This is a genomic window from Flavobacterium anhuiense (assembly GCF_050990855.1).
GTDB lineage: Bacteria > Bacteroidota > Bacteroidia > Flavobacteriales > Flavobacteriaceae > Flavobacterium > Flavobacterium anhuiense_C.
Window position 1 is genome coordinate 2385096 of sequence record NZ_CP158861.1, and the last position, 19462, is coordinate 2404557.

11 protein-coding genes are annotated in these 19462 nt (G+C 30.8%); 3 read left to right on the forward strand and 8 right to left on the reverse strand.

Translation table 11 applies throughout. The features are described from left to right. Positions 1 to 10 precede the first annotated feature (10 nt). The 5 genes from ABTV69_RS10560 to ABTV69_RS10580 form a co-directional block, all read right to left on the reverse strand. Positions 11 to 2425 (reverse strand): DUF262 domain-containing protein, encoded by a 2415-nt coding sequence (locus ABTV69_RS10560; RefSeq protein ID WP_433836135.1) that lies wholly within the window; start codon positions 2423 to 2425, stop codon positions 11 to 13. After that, on the reverse strand, positions 2415 to 4361 hold the full coding sequence (locus ABTV69_RS10565; protein ID WP_433836137.1) for a DUF262 domain-containing protein: 1947 nt from the start codon (positions 4359 to 4361) through the stop codon (positions 2415 to 2417). The genes ABTV69_RS10560 and ABTV69_RS10565 overlap by 11 nt, the downstream gene beginning before the upstream one ends. Positions 4362 to 4416: 55 nt before the next feature. Then, positions 4417 to 5610, reverse strand: a complete 1194-nt coding sequence (locus ABTV69_RS10570; RefSeq protein ID WP_433836139.1) for a restriction endonuclease subunit S — start codon at positions 5608 to 5610, stop codon at positions 4417 to 4419. A gap of 348 nt (positions 5611 to 5958) precedes the next feature. Beyond that, positions 5959 to 7515 (reverse strand): N-6 DNA methylase, encoded by a 1557-nt coding sequence (locus ABTV69_RS10575; RefSeq protein WP_433836141.1) that lies wholly within the window; start codon positions 7513 to 7515, stop codon positions 5959 to 5961. Between the two features lie 9 nt (positions 7516 to 7524). After that, a complete protein-coding gene (locus ABTV69_RS10580; RefSeq protein ID WP_433836143.1) occupies positions 7525 to 7662 on the reverse strand; it encodes a hypothetical protein in 138 nt (45 codons plus the stop codon). Between the two features lie 648 nt (positions 7663 to 8310). Between ABTV69_RS10580 and ABTV69_RS10585 the strand changes: the two genes are divergently transcribed. Continuing rightward, complete coding sequence (locus tag ABTV69_RS10585) at positions 8311 to 11979, forward strand: DEAD/DEAH box helicase (protein ID WP_433836145.1); 3669 nt, start codon at positions 8311 to 8313, stop codon at positions 11977 to 11979. Positions 11980 to 12216: 237 nt separating this feature from the next. Here ABTV69_RS10585 and ABTV69_RS10590 read toward each other — a convergent pair whose 3' ends face one another. Together ABTV69_RS10590 and ABTV69_RS10595 are read right to left on the reverse strand one after the other, a co-directional pair. Further along, positions 12217 to 13461, reverse strand: a complete 1245-nt coding sequence (locus ABTV69_RS10590) for a relaxase/mobilization nuclease domain-containing protein (RefSeq protein ID WP_433836147.1) — start codon at positions 13459 to 13461, stop codon at positions 12217 to 12219. Beyond that, positions 13449 to 13841 (reverse strand): plasmid mobilization protein, encoded by a 393-nt coding sequence (locus ABTV69_RS10595; protein ID WP_433836149.1) that lies wholly within the window; start codon positions 13839 to 13841, stop codon positions 13449 to 13451. The genes ABTV69_RS10590 and ABTV69_RS10595 overlap by 13 nt, the downstream gene beginning before the upstream one ends. Positions 13842 to 14881: 1040 nt before the next feature. Here ABTV69_RS10595 and ABTV69_RS10600 point away from each other — a divergent pair. Beyond that, entirely contained in the window at positions 14882 to 16402 is a 1521-nt protein-coding gene (locus tag ABTV69_RS10600) for a MauE/DoxX family redox-associated membrane protein (protein ID WP_433836151.1), read from the forward strand. A gap of 87 nt (positions 16403 to 16489) precedes the next feature. Further along, positions 16490 to 16759, forward strand: coding sequence for a DUF6520 family protein (locus ABTV69_RS10605; protein ID WP_129053975.1), 270 nt, complete (start codon positions 16490 to 16492; stop codon positions 16757 to 16759). Positions 16760 to 16833: 74 nt separating this feature from the next. On the opposite strand, the gene ABTV69_RS10610 is transcribed toward ABTV69_RS10605, so the two are convergent. Next, a complete protein-coding gene (locus ABTV69_RS10610) occupies positions 16834 to 19461 on the reverse strand; it encodes a prolyl oligopeptidase family serine peptidase (protein WP_433836154.1) in 2628 nt (875 codons plus the stop codon). Between the last annotated feature and the right edge of the window lies 1 nt (position 19462).

The following is a 19462-nucleotide window of genomic DNA, read 5'->3' on the forward strand; positions in this document are numbered from 1 at the left end:
GACTAAAATACTATTTTTTTTGTAAAACTTCATTTATAAAAGTTACAGTTTCAGTTATAGATTTTAGTTCAATAACAGGCTCATCAATTTCTGGAATAGTTACGATCATTTCTTTATTTGTATCTAATTTAATTAAAGTTTTTTCGTTGATTGAAATAAAAGGACTGCTTTCCCATCCTTTAACAGCAAAGTATTTTACGTTTACTTCGTCGTTAAAAAAATATTTTTTTATGAAAAATGTAATTACTTCGTTAAAATATCCTGCGGTTATCAAGGCGTTTAGTTGATAAGCATATTTGTTTTTGTGTATTTGAACAAGTTTAGAATTGCCGTAGTGGAACATTGCAGGGCAAAAAATATAGAACTTATAATATTCTAAAGTTGCAATAGGTAAATTTTCTAAATTTTCTGATTCAGTGTAATTTTCTATTATTTTATTTAAGGAAGCTTCAATATTATTATGATCGTAGTCACTATGGAATAAAAGCTTACTTAAATTTTCTTTTCTGGATTCATCTGTAAAAAATTGGCGCCAATTCTCATTTCTTTCCCTTACAGTTCCAAAATTATTTTTGCAAAGTGAAACTTTATAACTTGATTTTTTTATAAAGTAATTTCCAAATGTTAATAATGCTCTCTGCATAATACTATTAGGATGAGAAAGTATATCAAAATAGAATAATGGTGCCATTTTTTGATATAAAATTTCAAAATCTAAAATATTATTTTTTGCCAATTCAATTAAAAATCGAATTTGCCCATAAAAATAGGGGTGATGTTCAGCTAGAATAAATTTTTCTTCCCAATCCTTATTATCATTGATTAGCTGGCATTTTAAAATTTCTTCATTTTTTTGATAAATGACAAAATTTGTTTTAGAAATCAATTCGTATTGAGTATATATCGAATCTTCAGTTCTTAAAGTGACAACAAGCTGTGAAATTGAATTTAAGTAATTCTTGAAATCATCTGGAGAATCTACACTAGCGTTAAAAATTAAATTAGAGATTACACGATTATAATTTTTAAGATTTATTTTGTCATTTTCAGCAAAGTCGGTGATTTTTTTATTTACTTTTAAGACATAACGTTGTATTGCAAAGAAATATAGCTTCTGCCACCACGTTGATTTAAATTGCCTGTCGGAAAAATAAAATGTACTGAAACTTAGTTTTTCATTTTCTGAAAAATAGTATTCAAAAGTTTGATTCAAAATTTCATCTAAAACTTCAATATTAGAATCTCCGTTAGACTCCACTTGACATAGTTTTAAAAAACTAAAATAGACTCCTAAATTGTTTTTGAAATCATCATTGGTAAAGAATTTTTCAAAATCAAAATCAGTTGTATCTGATATTAGAATTTCTATAATTTCAGTGTTTTTGAAATTTTCATTTATGTTCTTTAATAATCTTGAATCTTCTTTGATCTCAATATTAACAATAAAATCACCAAGAAAGCTTAGCTTGAAATAATTTAAATAAACATCATCAATCTCAAAAGTGGTAGTATTTTTAGCATTCCAAAAAATATCGTTCCATTCAATATCAAACTTTAAGACATCTTGTTCCCAAAGATCTTTATCATACCAATTTTTATTTTCAATTTTGCTGAATAACCATGCTTTAAAGTTTTCAAAATCTGTTAATTGTTTTCCTCTAGCATTCATTTTAACATATAAATCATCAGATAAATTGAAATCTTTCAAATTAAGAAAGTCAAAATAAATGATTTCTTCTTCTGTCAGTCTTTCGTTAATTAAAACAAAATCACTTTCAGTATAATGTTTGCAGAATGAATGAATTTCTTGTAGGACATTTAGCATTGACACAACTGTTGCATCATCTAGCCAGGTATTAGAGAAATTTTCTAGATTTATGATTTCTTCTTTTAAGTCATCCTTAAATTGAATTTTATTTGTATTACATAAAATTTGAATAAAATTCTCTGAACTCTTTCTAGTTTTGTATCTAAAACGTAAAAGTTTTTTAAGTTCATCTCTCATTTTTAATTGTGAGAATATGTACCAATGTATTAAAAACAAAGTGGTAAGTCTTTGTTGACCATCAAGAGGAATAAGATAAGTAATGGCTCCCTGATCATTATTCTTAGCTTCAATTTTAAAGTCACTTATAGATAGGTCTATACTTCCAGCATAGCTTTTAATACTTCCTAATAATCCTTCAATGGCACTTTTATTGCGAGCAAATTCTTCTTCATTTCTTAGTCCGAAAATTTTACCATAAATAAAATCCAGACCTAAAGGTTCCCTAGTTGTTAGTGCAGTAAAAATTGAAGAAATAAATTTAGTTCGTATAGAAGGTATTTTTCCAGTCGTTCTTCCCTGAGCATAATCGCGTTGAATAGGCGGAATTTCGATACCTTGATTTTCGATAAGATTCCAAAAAGTATTATTATCCTTCATTGATTACAGCTGTTTTAGTGTTGTTTTTTGGTAAAAAATCTATTAGTCTTTCATATATAGCATTTTTGTAATCTTCACCATCTTGTGCAGTCCAATGTTTATATTGTACTTCAGTGCTAAATGTTTTATTAAAAGCATTTAAGGTTTCTACAGGAATAAAAACAGCTTTATTTGTATCAGATTGACCATTTCTGTCAAAGAGTAATATTTTTTCTCTTTTTTTTGTAAAACTTTCATTCTGTAAGGAACTGTTCGTGTTGCTATCCAACAGTAATAAATTATTAATTGAATGCGTTGTATCGTCAAAAGAGTCAATTAATTCATTTATTTTTTCTTTTAAGTCTTTATCTAACTCTAAATCAACAAAGGAGTTTAATTTTTTTAAACTCTTAATTATATTTGTATGGTTTTCGTTGATTGATTTTTTAGCATCATTTCGATATTCCGCTTGTTCTGTAAACCATTCTTTATAAAGTTCAAAATCAGTTATTGCTTTAGGATTTTGAGGTATAATATGTTCAATACTCCATTTTTCTTTGTTATAAAGTTCAAAGGGAAATTTGTGATTAGACATTGTTTTTACATAATACATTATATTATGAAGCAATAATACCTTTTTTGTTTCTTGATAATATTTGGTAAAACTCAAATTATCAAGATCATAAATATTAATAACGTCACCATCTTCAACTTTAGTTTTACTGAAATGATCAATAATCTTCTCGTTTAATTCAGCATTGATTTCCGGTTTGCTTTTTCCTTTTGCTAATTCAATAATAGATAGAATATTTAGAATATTTCCGTTAACAAGAAACCCAATGTAATGATACAATTCAGAATCATTGTACCAATCTATTAGTTTGTTAAACAACTGAATAACCTTATTCCATTCAGTATCAAAGTTATTGTCTGATTCATTAAATCTCGATTCATAATATCGATAAGCAAACAGTTCGTCCTGTTTTTTATCTTTCTGTAAAATTAAGTCAAACAAATAATCTATTCTCGTACCATCTTTGTAAAGACTGTCATTTGGCTGGATAAAATACCATAGGGAATCATCTTGTAGCTTTTTTTCAATTGTATCCCATTCTAAGGCAAAACGGTTGGTATGTAATTCTGCCAGTTCTTTTATTTCAGTATTTTTTATTTTTAGAATAAACAACGCCTTTATTAACTCCGAAGTTGTCAGTTTAATTTTTCCTTTATTGTTATTCAGAAACACATCGATAACTTTATCGTTTTGCAAAGCGTTGTCTAGCGAATACCAAATTATTTTTACATGATTTAACAGTTTAAGAATAAAAGCCTCCGCTTTGCTCGGATCTGTTAAAGAGTATGAAACCCATTTTTTAATATAGCAGTTTACTTGAAAAAAATGATACACATCTACATTGTCAAATTCTTTATGTTCTTTTATAAAATCTGCCCATAAAGTATTAACGGCTTCAATTTGATTATAGTCTTTGTTTACAAGTTCTTCGTTTGAAATACTATTAACATCAACTTCGAATAAAAAACTTAATTTATCATTTAAAAATTGGCCACTTCTTATCCTTGTAGTAAACGAAATAGTATAAATATCAAGATCTGTAATTTTAAAATGATATTGTAAATACGATAAAAGCAAGAATAGGGTAGTAGTACGTTGCTGTCCATCGATTACTTCATTATGAATAAAAATAGAATATTTATTTTCCTCAATTTTGATGTTTTCTTTTTCAGAACCTTCAAGTGGTTTTAGAATAATAGGCTGTAAACAATAAAGGCCAGTGTTACTATCATATTCATTAATGTCATTGAGAAGTTCCAGGATTTCTTTTTTACCCCATTTGTAACCTCTTTGATAATTGCCAATTACAAATAGTTTGTTTCTTAATTGGATTATTGATAGTAATAAAATACTGTTTTTAGTTGCAATAGTGGTTTTGTCCATGATTTAACGTTCTATAAAATTATGTCCACAGCATCATCCTTCAATTTTATTTTCTTTAGTTCAATTCTCCTTTAAATGCCTTTTGCAGTAAACTTTGAAATAAAGCCTCACTTTTTTCTAAAGCTTCTTGTGCTTGTTTCTTTTGAGTTTCTATAAGTTGTACTCGTTCTGCAAATTTGTTTTGAAAATTAACAGGCGGAGTAGGAATATTAAGATTTTTAATACTTCCTATATTAAAATGTTTTTGAATCCCTCCAACTTCATGACCAGATACTATATTTTTACCCCTTTCTGAGTTAAAGAAATAGACTAAGTATAAAGGATTAATTATAGACTTGTTTGGTCTTGTTATTATCAAATCAATACAATTGCAATTGTCTAGTTCTTTTGGAATTATTGCAGCTGTTCCAGTCGAACCAGTTCTAACTATAACAACATCATCTGTTTTTAATTGAGATTTTGCTAAAGTTGTTTCACTGTTTATTTTTGAAAAATAAACTAAATCTTTTAGATCTATTCTATTAGGTTTTATGTTAAGAGATCTTAGAGCAATTACACCTTTGTCTACATAATATGAAGCTGGTCTAATAACAACGCCAACAGAGATTTTCTCACAGTATTCATTACCATTTTTTACTTCCCATCCTTTTTCATTATTAACAGGATCCCCAAACATATCAAAAAACAAACTTTGTGTCAAGGCATCATATTTTTCTACAAGTTGTTTGTTGTATTGTCTTAATTCATCAGCTTTGTCTAGAATGTTTGCAATTTTTTGTTGGGTTGGAAGATTAGGAAATGGTATTAAAAGATCATCTAAATGTTCATTTTTGATATTATTAATGTTTGCACCATTTATTACATTTTGAATTGTCTTTCTATAATAATTTGATTGAAAAAAATGTTTTAAATATCCCGGATTAATCGATTCTAAAGGTCTAACAACTTTGCAAAATGCTCCAAATGAACCTATGTAATCTTCTTGTACAGCACCATTTTTCCCAATAACTTTAATGCTACCTGTAGATGCGGTGATTACTAAATCCCCTTTTTTTAATAATTGGTAAGTTTTAACTAGATTAATCGGAACATATACTAGGTTTTCAAAATTTAAACTTCCTTCATTTATATTGTTTGATCTTAATATGGGCAGATAACCTTCTTGAGGATTATTTATGCTATCATTACCGCCATAAGAAATACCTCTTATTTGCTTTATATGCTTTTTTATTTTTACGATTTCTATCATTTAGTATTCTTATAAATCTAAATTTAATTATTTTATATTTGTTTGTAATTTATAATTGTTTTAGAAACAATGAAAAAACTAAATTGTTGTTTTGAGGCTCGAAACGTTCTGTGATTACAATCTATTTTTTTAAAAGGTTCCAGGTTTGAATCCAGTCGAGGTCATAATTTTTTAAGCCTTGAGTTTGTTAAGCTTAAACATTTTTATGGGTTTGCGGTTCAAACCCCTTCGGGGTCACAAAAATTTTTTAAAGAGCACAGGATTCATAACCCTGAGATTTTATTCTCGAATCCCTTCCTCTCTGTAAATGTCATAATATTCTTTGGGGTTCGAATCCGGTATTCTCCACTAACTTAACATTTTTTCCAGATCCTTCATTGCTTCCAGACGTTTTTTATCTATTTCTTTAATTGCTTCTATAATAGTTTGTGGCTTTTCGTAGACAACCTCATCATAAACAATTTCTTTGTATCGGTTAATACTCAAGTCATAATCATTTGTTACAATGTCTGCTTTTGATACTAAGAATGATTTTTGAGTTCTGTCTTGCCCATCGGTTGTGTTTGGTTTTAGATTTTGGTATTTTTTCCAATCTAAAAGAATATTTGGAATATCACATTTACCATTCATTTCATCTAGAATACTTTCAGGATTAGTAAAACATTTTTCAAATAATTCTTCAGTAAGTTGAGGATTACGTTTGTCATCTAAGCTAAAACCATCAGCTTGCATATCATAAAACCAAACATTATCTGTTCCTCCAGAATTTGTTTTGGTAAAAAATAAAATTGCTGTGCTAACTCCAGCATATGGTTTGAAAACACCGCTGGGCATAGAAATGACAGCTTGTAGTTGCTGCTTTTCGATCAATTCTTTTCGAATGTTTTTATGCGCACCAGAGCTGCCAAATAATACACCATCAGGAATAATTACTGCAGCACGACCACCTAATTTTAACATACGTAAAATCAATGCTAAAAAGAGTAATTCGGTTTTTTTGGTTTTGGTAACATTTAATAAACTGCTTTCTACCTCGTCATAATCTAAAGCTCCTTTAAATGGAGGATTTGCCAGAATTAAAGAATATTCACTGCTAATATCATTACTTTCACTCAACGCAGAATTCCCAATAAGAGTTGGGTTTTCTATGCCATGCAATTGCAAGTTCATTGCAGAGATTCTCATCATGGAAGGATCGATCTCAATTCCGTTAAACATTTCTTTATTGTAATGATTTCTGAATTCCTGATCCATGAACCATGCTTCGTGTTTTTCATGTATAAATTGAGACGCACCAACTAAAAAGCCCGCTGTTCCACAAGAAGGATCGCAAATAGTATCTTCTTTTTGAGGCTTTGTCATTTCAACCATCATGCGTATAATATGGCGAGGTGTACGAAATTGTCCATTAGTTCCTGCCTCAGCAATTTTGCCTAGCATGTACTCGTACAAATCACCTTTTGTATCTCTATTGTCCAGAGGTAATTTGTCAATTTGCTGCACTACGCGATCCAATAACTTAGCTGTTGGAATCATAAATGTAGCACCTTTGATATATTCTGTAAAGACACCGCCATCTTTACCAAGAGTTTTCATGAAATCAAAAACTGTAACATCATTTAAATGATGTTGTGGTCTTGTAAATAATTCGAACATCACTTCAGCGTCTTTGTCTCTGAAACTGCTCCAGCGTAATTCTCTTTGCTCTGGAGTGTAAATTGGTTTATCTGTAGTTACGCCCAACATATTGGCACGTTTCTCAATCAGGATTTGTTTGTCGTCTAATTGTTTTAAGAAAATAAGATAGGTAAACTGTTCAATTACCGTTAAGGGATTCGAAATTCCACCTGTCCAGAAGTCGTTCCAGATTTTATCGATTTGTGATTTTAATTCTCCGGTGATCATATTGGGATATTATGCAATGATTTGATTTAATTTTAATTTGGTTTCTGATGCTCTATTTTCGATTTTAATTTCAACTTCAATCGGTTTGTTGCTGACTAACGAATAATTGGTTACTAAATGAGGTGAAATAAAATATTTTCCCTGCATTTGGTTTAAGAAATCCAGCCTCTAAAAGATCATCGATACTGTATTTTCTTTCCAAAGTTTTGAAAGTATTTATCTAATATATTATATCTTATTCTCAACTAGAGTTGTGAGTTCAATCAGCTTGTAAAACTAAATATTTTACCCATTAAAACCTACAGTAATATAGCTAACATTGCATATTGGATTGCTATGATGTATTTAGTTTGGTTAATTCTTCAGTTATTACGTGGATGTGTAAACAAATATTTGTGGACAAAGTTGAAGGGGAGTTGACATGCTTATCTTTTTCAAGTTTAAATACAAGTATTTTAAAACAGAAAAAGTAAGTAAAGTTTATAGGATTTTAAAGAAAGTAAAAGCACATAATAAAAGGAATTGTTCCTTGTTATTTCATCCTTTTTATCTACAGTCAATGTCTCTACAACAGTATCGATAAAATGAAGCTGATTATCCAGTTAAATGGTTTCTTACAGAGACGAAAAAACACGTTTGATGGCAGGAATCTCTGTGATATGCAGTATCATTAAGTAAAACTTTTCTGCCTTTTGTATAATTGTTTTGCTATATTTGAAATGCATAAAATGGGCTTTTCTCATAGACTAACGTTGGGTGGCATTATACTAAATAGACCATAAATAAACACACAATATGAAATTTTCAGAATTTTACTCTAACAAAACAATTGAAATATTAAATAATCAATGTAAAGGAAAGGCAAACCAAATATTTGTACTTCTTGGACAAACAGAGCTAATTGACAAATCTAAACTTATAGATCAAATAACAGACATTGAGACTTTTCATTTGAATGGTAATGAGGAACTTTTTGACAAAAATTGGTTTACAAGTGTTTTTACAAAACTCAATTCTGAAAAACAAATTCATTTACTTTCTTATGCTCAATTTAGTTATTTAATAAACTATATTGATAGTTTATTCTTTAAAGACAGAATAACAATAATTCGAGATAATTTAAGGCAGCTATTTCCAATAAATAAAAATGAGTATTTGGAAGAAAGTAGTGATGAAAATATAGAAACAAGACCTGAAAAGATCCCTATTTATCAAGCAGAACAATTACAAATAAGCGATTACTATTTTTATTCTGTAAAGACACTGAATGATGATTTTTCTTCAATTGATCTTTTTGGTGAAAAAACAGAACTCATTGAATCCGACAATTCCGATTTTGAAAATATTGATATTAGTTCGGATCAAACTGCTTTAGATTTCTTTTTAAACTCTTGTATCTTAGAAGACAATCTTGAAAAAAATGCAATTGTAAAAATTTATCCTAAACAGCCTATTAATAGTTCAATAATCAAAAATGTTGAAAAGGTAAATTATCTTTTAAATCTTTTTGGAGGTTCGCTATTTCTTTTAAAAGAAGAAATAATAAAAGAAGACTATCAAGTAAATCAATCTACAACTGATTTACTTTTAAAATATTGGGGAGAAAAAGCAGAATTCAGAGGTTTAAAAGTTTATCGAAATCCCGATATAGGTAATCAAGTATCTGAAATTTCACAGGGCTTAATTGTTGAAACAATAATTAAAGAATACGAAAATTCAAAAAGAAATGAAAAAACTAGAGATTTGTTTTTAACCGCACCTACTGGTGCAGGAAAATCTCTCCTTTTTCAATTGCCTGCATTTTACGTTTCACAAAGTGGCGACATTACAATTGTCATATCTCCATTAATTGCTTTAATGAAAGATCAGGTTAATGCAATTATTACAGATCGTAATTTTGATAAAGTTGCTTATTTGAATAGTGAATTAAGTTTAATTGATCGTGAAAGAGTTACAGAACATTGCCAAAGTGGAGAAATTGACATTTTATATATGTCGCCTGAACTTTTTATGTCTTATGACATTAAACATTTTATTGGAGAAAGAAAACTTGGTTTGCTCGTAATTGACGAAGCTCACTTAATTACAACTTGGGGAAGAGATTTTCGTGTTGATTATTGGTTTTTAGGTAATCACGTTAGAAAAGTAAGGAAATTTCATAATTTGAGTTTTCCAATGGTTGCTGTAACTGCAACTGCAATTTATGGAGGTGCAAACGATATGGTATTTGATAGTATTGATAGTTTAGTAATGCACAATCCACATGTTTTTATTGGAGAAGTAAAAAGAAACGACATTACATTTGCGGTAAATAACCACGATCGTTTTTCAGCAAATTACGAAAGTAACAAACTTGCTCAAACGGTTGAATTTATAAAGCAAATAAATGAAATTGGTTTAAAAACTTTAGTTTATACACCTTACACAAAACATATCCGTCAAATAATTGACAAGTTAAATAATGACAACCTTGAAATTGCTACAGGATATTATGGAGGAATGCAAGCTGAACAAAAGGAATTTTCATTTAGACAATTTAAAAGTAGTCAGAAAAAAATAATGATTTCTACCAAAGCATTCGGCATGGGTGTTGATATTTCTGATATTGAATTAGTTTATCATCATGCACCTTCGGGATTATTACCTGATTATGTCCAAGAAATTGGTAGAGTTGCACGAAAGCCTGAAATAAAAGGTTTTGCAACTTTGAATTATTCTTCACAGGATCAAAGATTTACAAAAGCACTCCACGGAATGTCTGCTTTGAGGCAGTACCAAATAAAAGAAGTTCTCAAAAAAATATACAAATCCTACATTAAAAACAATAAAAGTAGAAATCTACTTTTATCAGTAGATGACTTTGGACACATCTTTGAAAACGCAATTGATCTTGACCAAAAAGTCTTAACAGCTTTAATGATGATCGAAAAAGATTATTTGGCAAAAACTCGCTTTAACGTAATTATTGCAAGACCAAAAAAATTATTTGTTCGTGTCTTTGCAAGGATTTCCGACCAACATTTGTCCATATATAAAACAAAGTACTTCGATACATTTACACATATCAGCTCATTGGATAATGGAAACAATATTATAGAAATTGATTTAGATAAATTGTGGTATAAGAATTTTAACGATAAAAGTTTTCCAATAGTAAAACGTGATTTCTACACAGGTTATTTATTCCGAAATGATGGGATTGAAGTAATTCCACAACTAAAAATATCTTTGGAAAGGATTGACACATTCAATAATTTGTATCAAAATCTACAGTCCTTATTTGTAAATATTCAAACAGTTTTTTCAAATTTTGGAGGCTCTTTTTTCAATCAAAAAGACTTAGAAATTGAATTGAATAAATTTTTAAATGACGAAGTAAAAGCAGAAAAAATCAGCAAATTCATTCTTTCTTCATATTCAGGTAGATTAATTCAACCAGGTGTAATAGAAGCAAATGCTTTTTTACAACAACGTAAAGAAATTGATGGTTACAAATACAGAATATTCAATAATCAATATTTAGCAAGTTTTACTTCACTTACAAATAGATTAAGCAATTTGTTTGGAAATACAGACGAGTATATAATAAATAGATATGTAACAAATAAAGAATCCAATTCAGTAAACTATATAAGACTTGGATACTTTTTAGAAATGCTTGAACTTGGAACTTTTGAAATTAAAGGTGGAGAAAACCCAATGGTTTTCATACGTTTAAATGATCCATTGAGAATTGAAAGAGATTCAAACAACAATAGTTACAATAATACTCTATTGTCAAAAACTTTAGAAAAACATCATTTGAGCAATCAGATTTTTGATCATTTCTTTTTACGAAGTTTTTCTAACGATGAACGTTGGGATTTTATAGAAGATTTTTTTCTTGGATCGGATGTTGATATTTTATTGGACAAACATAAAGGCGGTGAAGCAAATAATTTAAATATCATTGAATTTTTAAACAGTAATTTTACGCCAATTAAAGCGGATGCAACAGAATTAGATGCAAAGAGCAACATTCATATTTTTCATCCAAATTCAGAATTGTTTTATGGTAGTACAACTTTATTGACGATCGAAAATGAGAAAGGCATAAAAACAATGAAAATTTCCGAATGGTTAATTGAAGATCCTGTTTCCTTTCATACAATCTTTCACAAGCACAAATTGAAAATCGACAGAAAAATATTTGAAATATTGGTTTCGAAATTGAAAGCAAACCATTTTGAACATTTTCGAGATAGTCTTGAACTAAATATGAAAATTGATTTTAAAGGTTATGACAGACCAGTAAAAGCACGTGTTCCTTATACAGACAATCCTGTGGAGTTTTATAAATGGTGGTGCGACAACAAAGATCAAGTAACGATGAAATTTCAGGAAAAACTAATTCTATTTGACAAAGTATTTGTGCAAAAACCAAACATATTAAAGGCCGAACATCGAAAAATAATAAATAAGTAAAATAATAATCGCCCAAAAGCAGTTTGAGAAAGTTGTGGTTTAAGTGTGAAAACTAACGTCAGTTTTTCAAATAAACTTCAGTGCTAAACCAAAAGTTAGTTCCTTAAAAACCTCCACTTAGCCAAACGGCAAAACCTTAGAGGATATTTTAAAACACATGTCACGGAATGTAGAACAACAATAAAAAACATAAATTCGATTGGACTGGATGTGTTTACCAAAATTGGAAACATAGTTTTAAATTCCTTTGTAAAGCCTTTTTTTCTTCTTCTGTTTAAATTGTTTTGAAACATATTCATTTACTTTTTCACCACGAAGTAAAATATCTGCCAGATTTTCTTTCACATACTCTTTTAATTCAAGATCTTTCACGTTCTCTGAATTTGTTGAAATTGAGTTTTGATGCTTTCTTTCAAGTGCAAGAATGTTCATGGCGCAGCTTTCTTGAATTCCTTTTGCACTGAATTCTTTTCCCAGACTGCTTCCATTGATAACCGACTGTGTTTTAAAGTCGATAAAAGTAATTCCATAAAGTTTTCCCTCACTGCTTTTTCTTAAAATAGTATGAATGGCATCATCTTTGAGCCTTTGGGATAATCTCTCGATAGAAGTCATTCTTTCATCAAAAAAAGCCTGTCTCAAAGCATTTCTAACGTGGCTTTTACAGTAATGCTTCTTTGCTTCATTTACCCTGAATTTTTCCTCCAGAAATTTTAAGGTAGGTCTGCTGTAGAATTCGCTCGCTTTTATTGGCACTCCGACTGGTTTTAAATCTTTATCAAGTATTTTATAAAGCAGTCCGTTGTTTTTAAAAACTCTCGATTCCTCGCTTCCTCTGTCAGCATGAACATTATAGAGGTTTAAAACTGCGTTTAGTTCAGGCAGACTTGAATATTTGTAATCAAATAAAACCTTGTTTAAAACTGAATTGATCGACTTTCTGGACTCTGCTTTTCCGTATTGGACTCTGCCGACATCTATCGGATTTAACGAGAATTGTTCTTTCTGTTTTCTTCCTTCGGCTTTGACAAGTCCGAACATTTCTTCGATTTCTCTTCGGGCAGGTTCTGATTTTCTGATCCCTAATAAGTGCAGATCGATTCTTTTACCGTCTCTCTGAATGTTGTTTGTCACTATATGGCAGTGTGGATGCCCCGCATCATAATGCTGATATACCAGATAAGGCTGTCTGCCGAATCCCAGTTTTTCCATATAAGTGTCTGCAATTTCTGCCAGTTTTTCTTTCGAATGATTCTCCGAAGGATCAAAGTTGAGAGAGATATGCACCGCATTTCGCTTCGTATTGGTATTGAGCTCTGCCAGTTTTAGAAAGCGGTTTAATTTTGAAGTGAAACTCAGTTTTTCCAGTTCCAGCGGATAATTTACAGCACTGATGCATTCAGCCACTCCTTCCTTAACTTTATTTTCGTTATAGTTTAGAATGCTGTTTATTGAACGACTGGTTTTTATCACTGCAACCATTTTTCTGCTATTTTCTGGGTGTGGCCTGAGACCTCTTCCATTTTATCAAAAAGTCTTTTTCTCTGGATTTCGAACAAATAAAGATGCCCTTTGAAATCGGGAACCGTTTTGAGCGTATTTATCTTTCTGGCAATCTGATTTATATTATTCCCGATTACTCTAAGCTCAGAAGACAATACAACAGTCTCTTCCATTAATTCGTCTAAAGACTGGTTTCTGTAAGTAGCTACAATAGGTTTGTTGAATAAGTGGCTTCTGATGTGGTCGCTTAATTTTCGGCAGGTGCTTGCTCTGAATCTTTTTTCCAGTTCGGCATACTCCAAAGGAGTGAATCGCAGTCCCACGATTCGTGTTCTGTTTGAATTTTCTCTTTTCATCATCTTTCATTTTCATTATTATCAAACTCTTATCTTTTAAGTTTCTCCACCGCCGAGTTCCGAGGCAATGGGTGGCAAGATAGGCGGTTGTTAAACAACCGTTCATCTTGCTGATGTCAGGAACGTGGACATCTTTGGAGATTTTTTAAAAGCCAGGAACTAATTTAATGAGAATCTTCGAAATCATGATAAGTAAAATTTACCTATGATGACTTTAGGCAGTTAGAATGAATAAATACTTAAAAAAGAAAAAGGAAAAAAAGAAAGCAGTCTGTAATTGGACAATCAGACAGTTTAAGTGCTATAAGTCCCGAAGGGTGGCTTTTTGGAGGAACGAGAAAAAGGCATTATGCGCACTTCTCTGACTGTGTCCAATATTTTGCTTTGATTTTTTTCTGATTTAGATTTTATTGGTTAAAAAATGATTAGAGATTCATTTTATTAAATGATTGGTTATCATTTCAAAACTTTAACTCAAAAAGCCTGTTTTGGAAAAATTTTGGCCTGTTTTGGATAACAAGCAGGTCAAAAGGGTAGTGTAATTTTGCTTATTAAAATAAACAACTTTAAAAAATTAAAAATTAGGCGTTCAATATCAGTGTTTTACGCGAAATAAATAATTAATAAGAAAAATATTTCTTTATCTATGAAAAAAGCCTGTTTTTCAAAGATTTTGGCTTGATTTTCATAACAAGCGTTCAAATCAACAGCGGTAAATTTGTATCAACAGAAATCTTAGATACATAATCTTACCAAATTTGGATCACTTTTTTAATAGTCTATAGCATTTAATATAATATAATAATGTTTAAAATGAAATTGGTATGTTTTTGATGTTTTTTGGTTTGTTTTTGATATTTCTTTCCTAATTAGGCTATTGTAATTTTGGCCTATGCTTTTAATCTGGAAATCAATGCAGTTAAAAAAATAATCAAATTTTTGATAAACGATTCCAATTTGTGCTCCAAGCGGGGAAATTATAAATATTTCGAAAATCCAGATAAACAGAAAATTATTAAATCATTAACTAAAAATGAGAAATCATGAAATTTAGTGCAGCAATAAAAAGCATCATTCTTGACATGATTTGTTTATCATATGCAGTTCTATTTACATATGCTGCAGTAAGCAAATTATTGGATTTTGAGAATTTTCGCGTGCAATTGGGGCAATCCCCTTTATTAAGTGCTTTTGCTGGATCAATTGTTTGGATGGTACCGATGATTGAATTACTAATAGCATTATTTATTGTCTTAAAAAGATGGAGATTAATCAGTCTTTTTGCATCTTTTAGCTTGATGGTCATGTTTACATCGTACATCTATATTATATTAAATTACAGCTCTTTTATTCCTTGTTCTTGTGGAGGTATCTTAGAAAAAATGGGATGGAAGGAACATTTCTTTTTTAATTTGGTTTTCATAATGCTGGCGGCAGCGGGTATCCTGATATCGGCCGGTAGGATGTCTAAGGCATCTTTTATTTCAAAACCCGCTGTTCTTGCCAGTTCTTTCGCATTTTCAATTTTTTTTAGTGTTGGCCTGGTGACTGTTTTATTTATTTCATCTGAAAATATAATACATCATCGGAATAATTTTATACGCCGTTTTCCCCATCATCAGGCCGTAAAAAGGAGTGAAGCTGATCTGCTTTATAATTCCTATTATTTTGCCGGAGCAGCAAATGGAAATTTATATTTAGGAAATAATACTGCGCCGTTACATCTCGTGTCGTTCGATAGTATTTTGCAAAAAAAAACATCATTAAAAATAGAGATGGACAAGAGTGATTTTAAATTTAAAGCTGTCAAAATTAATATTTCAGCACCTTACTTTTTTGTCACGGATGGAAATGTCCCTTGTCTGTTTAGAGGAAAAATATCAGATTGGAAAGCGTCATTATTTATGAAGCAAAAAGCATTTTTTTCTTTAATTACACCAATCGATTCTCTGAATGTTGCCTTTCGAGGGCAGGCGGTAAAGAATAATGAAAATATAATTGGATCCATTTTTCTGGGAAAGAATCAAAAAGTAAAATTAAATCCAAAACTGCTGCAAAAACAAATCGATGGAATTTTTGATACAGACGGCATGCTGCATTACAGTCCAAAGATAAAACGTATCGTTTATGTTTATTTATATAGGAATGAATTTGTAGTAGCTAATGATTCTCTTGACTTAAAATATATAGGAAAAACTATAGATACTACAAGCCAGGCAAAAATTAAAATTTCCAATATCTCAAGTAGGAATCAAAAGAAAATGTCGGCGCCGCCGATTATCGTCAACAAAGCCAGTGCAGTCTATAAAAACCTTCTTTTTATTTACTCGCCAGTTCATGGATTATATGAGTCGAAAGATTTATGGAGCCAGGCAAGTACTGTTGATGTTTATGATTTGAATGATGCTTCTTATGTTTCGAGCTTTTATGTTTACAATATTGGGAACGAAAAAATAAGAAATATCATTGTTCATGAGAATTACCTCTATGCCCTTATTGGCAATTACATAGTTTGTTATCAACTTAGTAATTCACTTTTACAGTATTACAAAAGTGAATTATGATTATCATATACTTAGCGCTCAGTATCAGGAATGTAATCGAACACCTGTAAAAAAAGTAGATATTTTTTTAATTTAATTTTTATTATCATGGAAACATTAAATGTTAAAAAGCTTTTGCCTGTGGCAGCCTTTGCTCTTGCAATTGCAGGTGCTTTTGCCTCAAATCCAAATGGCAAAGCAGCTAATGTAAGTGCGCCTGAACAAGGATATATCAATAATCCGAATCCTTGTTCTGAATCAATTGATTGTAACAATCAAGGGAGTGAAATCTGTACTATTGAGGACACAAATCAACAAGTTTTTGGTTTAAATGCCAGTGGTACTACTTGTAACAAAGTCTTATACAAATTAAACTAATCTTTAAAGGGCTTGACTAGAATGTTAGGTTCATTTACAATGCAGTTCTATTTTTATAAAGAACTGCATTGTTTTTATTTATAGCTAACCCAAGAGGGAAGGCTTTTATTCTGCAGATAATAATCAAACCACTGTTTAATATGACTGCTGAGATCTTCCTGATCCTTTGGATTCATTATAACATGCTTTTCCTGAGGATATACTAATAAAATATGCTCTTTTTGCAGCCTTCGCAATGCTAAGTAAAATTCTATGCTTTGATACCAATGCACTTGCCGATCCTGCTTACCAGTCCAAGAGAGTAGTGGAGTTTGAATGTTTTGTACAAACTCCAATGGAGAGTTACGGCTGTATGCCTGCTTATCTTCAAAAAGTGATTTTCCCATACGCCATTGCTGATTTTCAAAACGCCATATCTCTGGTGTACCGGTATTCCATCCCATTGTTAAATACCAGCTTGTTAAATCTGCTACACCGGCTCCAGATACAGCAGCTGCAAATAAATTGGTTTGAGTTATTATAAAATTGGTTTCATAACCTCCAAAAGAGTGGCCTATCAAACCTATCTTATCTTTTTGGATAATACCTTTGTCGATTACACACTGAGTTGCTGAAAGAACACAATCTACGGCAGAAATGCCGGGATTCCCGATTTCATATTTAATATCAGGATATAAAACGAAATAGCCTTGAGCGGTATAATTCGTTACATTAAATCCCGTATCAGAATACACAGTGGGATTAACATATTGATACAATTCATGAGATTTTAATTCATAGATGCTGACTATTAAGGGATATTTCTTAGAGGGATTATAATTAGCAGGATAAAAAAGTGCGCCTGTTAAAGATGTTCCATTTTTGTTAGAATAATGAATTTTTTCAGCCTTACCCCAATAAAAATCTTTCTGCTGTCTGTTGCTTTGAACAATTAGCTCGGCTTTGCTTTTTTTATTTTTTTTAAACCAGATTGATGGAGCATTTTCATAGTTCTGCTGCTGAAAAATATATCTTTCTCCTTTTGAAGATTTCATCAGATAGCTATTTTTCATTTCATTAAAAACCAGAGGCTTTTCTGCATCAATTTTATTCCAAATAAAGTAACCGCTTTTTTCATTGTTTTTTGCCAGAAGAATTAATTCATGGTCTAGATCAATTTCTAAAGCATAGAAACCATTGTAGTTTTCCGTTTTAAAGTTTTCATACTGCTGTTTTGCTATCCTGAATTGTATGTTTTTTTCTCTGCCGTGTGTTAATCTTTTAGCTGTTGTGCCATCAGGAGTAACTTCCCAGATGTCAAATTGATCATGCAGCAATAGTGAAGAGTCATTTTTTGTCCAGCCTAAAATCCCGTATGCAGGAACTTCACCTGCTGAATTATAATTCTGATCAAAGAGAGGCGGGCTGATATTGCCTGAGCAGTTGCGGTGAATCTTTTTCAATATATCATATACCCACCACTTCTGATCTTTAAAATATGTTATGAAATTACCTGTTGGAGATATAATGGTGTGATTTTTATTTCCAGAGTGTTTGGTTAATATTCTGCTTGAATCCCCTGATATTAGATTTATTAAGCTGAGGTCGATATCTCCCTGCTGTTTGTATTGCGGTTCATACTGCCACGGATTAAATGTGATGGCAAACTTTTGGTTTCCAGCCAGGATTACTTTAGGAAGTTGATTGCTCGTTATTTGTTTAAATTTATTTTCATAAGGAAACCAAACGCTTAGCTTGGCTACTTTATTCCATTGTCCAATTTCTTCTCGCTGCGAATACAATAACTTATCGGAGGCATTCCATATTTGTACTTGTGTTGAATCAATTGCGGAATAATTATATTCCCGTTTTTTTATTCCAAAGAAAACACGCTGTCCATCATTAGATATTGTCAATTTAGTCGTCACTGTAGGACTAATTATGAAATCATCTTTAAAGTTTAAAAGCTTTTCGGAATCGAATTCAAAAAGCTTATTGTTTTTAAGGTTAAAGAAAAATAAGTTGTTTTCACTGAGATCATCTTTTTTTTGTAAAAAGGCAACAGCATTTCCGTTGTTTTGCCACGTTAAATTAAAAAATGGATTTTCGGATTTTTCAATAATTGTAGTCTTTTGCACTTTGTCAGTTAAAGCTATAAATCCGATGCGATGGCCATCAGAAAATATAACAGCATTTTCTTGTGGAGCGATTTTATATTCGCGAACATTATCAATTTTCATTATCGTTAATCCGGAGGATTTTTTTATTTCCAGAGAATTATTTCCTGTTTTGCTGTATGCAATAATGTATTTTTTATTTTTTGTGTATTTGTATTGGGTTATTCCGGCATAAGTATGCGATTTGCCGGTTTTTAAATTAAGTATTTGCAGTCCTGCTATTGGAGTAATGCAAGCGAAGCTTTCTTCCATATTGAAACTTCCATTAAATGCATTTGGAAAAATATACTGTATGTTGAGTTTTGTATTCCTAACAAAAAGAGTGTCTTTGCCATTTGGATAAACAAGTCTGTAGCTTATCCAGTTTCCATTTTCAGAAATATTTTCAGATTGCAGTGTGTTCCACAGATGATAGTCGGATTCCTGAAGCATCTTTTTTTGTTTTACCTGCCCCGATAAAGGGCAGGCTACTAAAACAAAAAATAAAAATGTAATACGGGATAAAAATGACTCAACCTGTACTAGTCTTTTGTTATTGATTTTCATT

Excerpts from the sequence above, each read along its gene's own strand:
- ABTV69_RS10575 (WP_433836141.1), bottom strand. The coding sequence starts at position 7,515 with ATGATCACCGGAGAATTAAAATCACAAATCGATAAAATCTGGAACGAC.
- ABTV69_RS10580 (WP_433836143.1), bottom strand. The coding sequence starts at position 7,662 with ATGCAGGGAAAATATTTTATTTCACCTCATTTAGTAACCAATTATTCG.
- ABTV69_RS10610 (WP_433836154.1), bottom strand. The coding sequence starts at position 19,461 with ATGAAAATCAATAACAAAAGACTAGTACAGGTTGAGTCATTTTTATCC.
- ABTV69_RS10600 (WP_433836151.1), top strand. The coding sequence starts at position 14,882 with ATGAAATTTAGTGCAGCAATAAAAAGCATCATTCTTGACATGATTTGT.
- ABTV69_RS10605 (WP_129053975.1), top strand. The coding sequence starts at position 16,490 with ATGGAAACATTAAATGTTAAAAAGCTTTTGCCTGTGGCAGCCTTTGCT.
- ABTV69_RS10585 (WP_433836145.1), top strand. The coding sequence starts at position 8,311 with ATGAAATTTTCAGAATTTTACTCTAACAAAACAATTGAAATATTAAAT.
- ABTV69_RS10590 (WP_433836147.1), bottom strand. The coding sequence starts at position 13,461 with ATGGTTGCAGTGATAAAAACCAGTCGTTCAATAAACAGCATTCTAAAC.
- ABTV69_RS10595 (WP_433836149.1), bottom strand. The coding sequence starts at position 13,841 with ATGATGAAAAGAGAAAATTCAAACAGAACACGAATCGTGGGACTGCGA.
- ABTV69_RS10570 (WP_433836139.1), bottom strand. The coding sequence starts at position 5,610 with ATGATAGAAATCGTAAAAATAAAAAAGCATATAAAGCAAATAAGAGGT.
- ABTV69_RS10560 (WP_433836135.1), bottom strand. The coding sequence starts at position 2,425 with ATGAAGGATAATAATACTTTTTGGAATCTTATCGAAAATCAAGGTATC.
- ABTV69_RS10565 (WP_433836137.1), bottom strand. The coding sequence starts at position 4,361 with ATGGACAAAACCACTATTGCAACTAAAAACAGTATTTTATTACTATCA.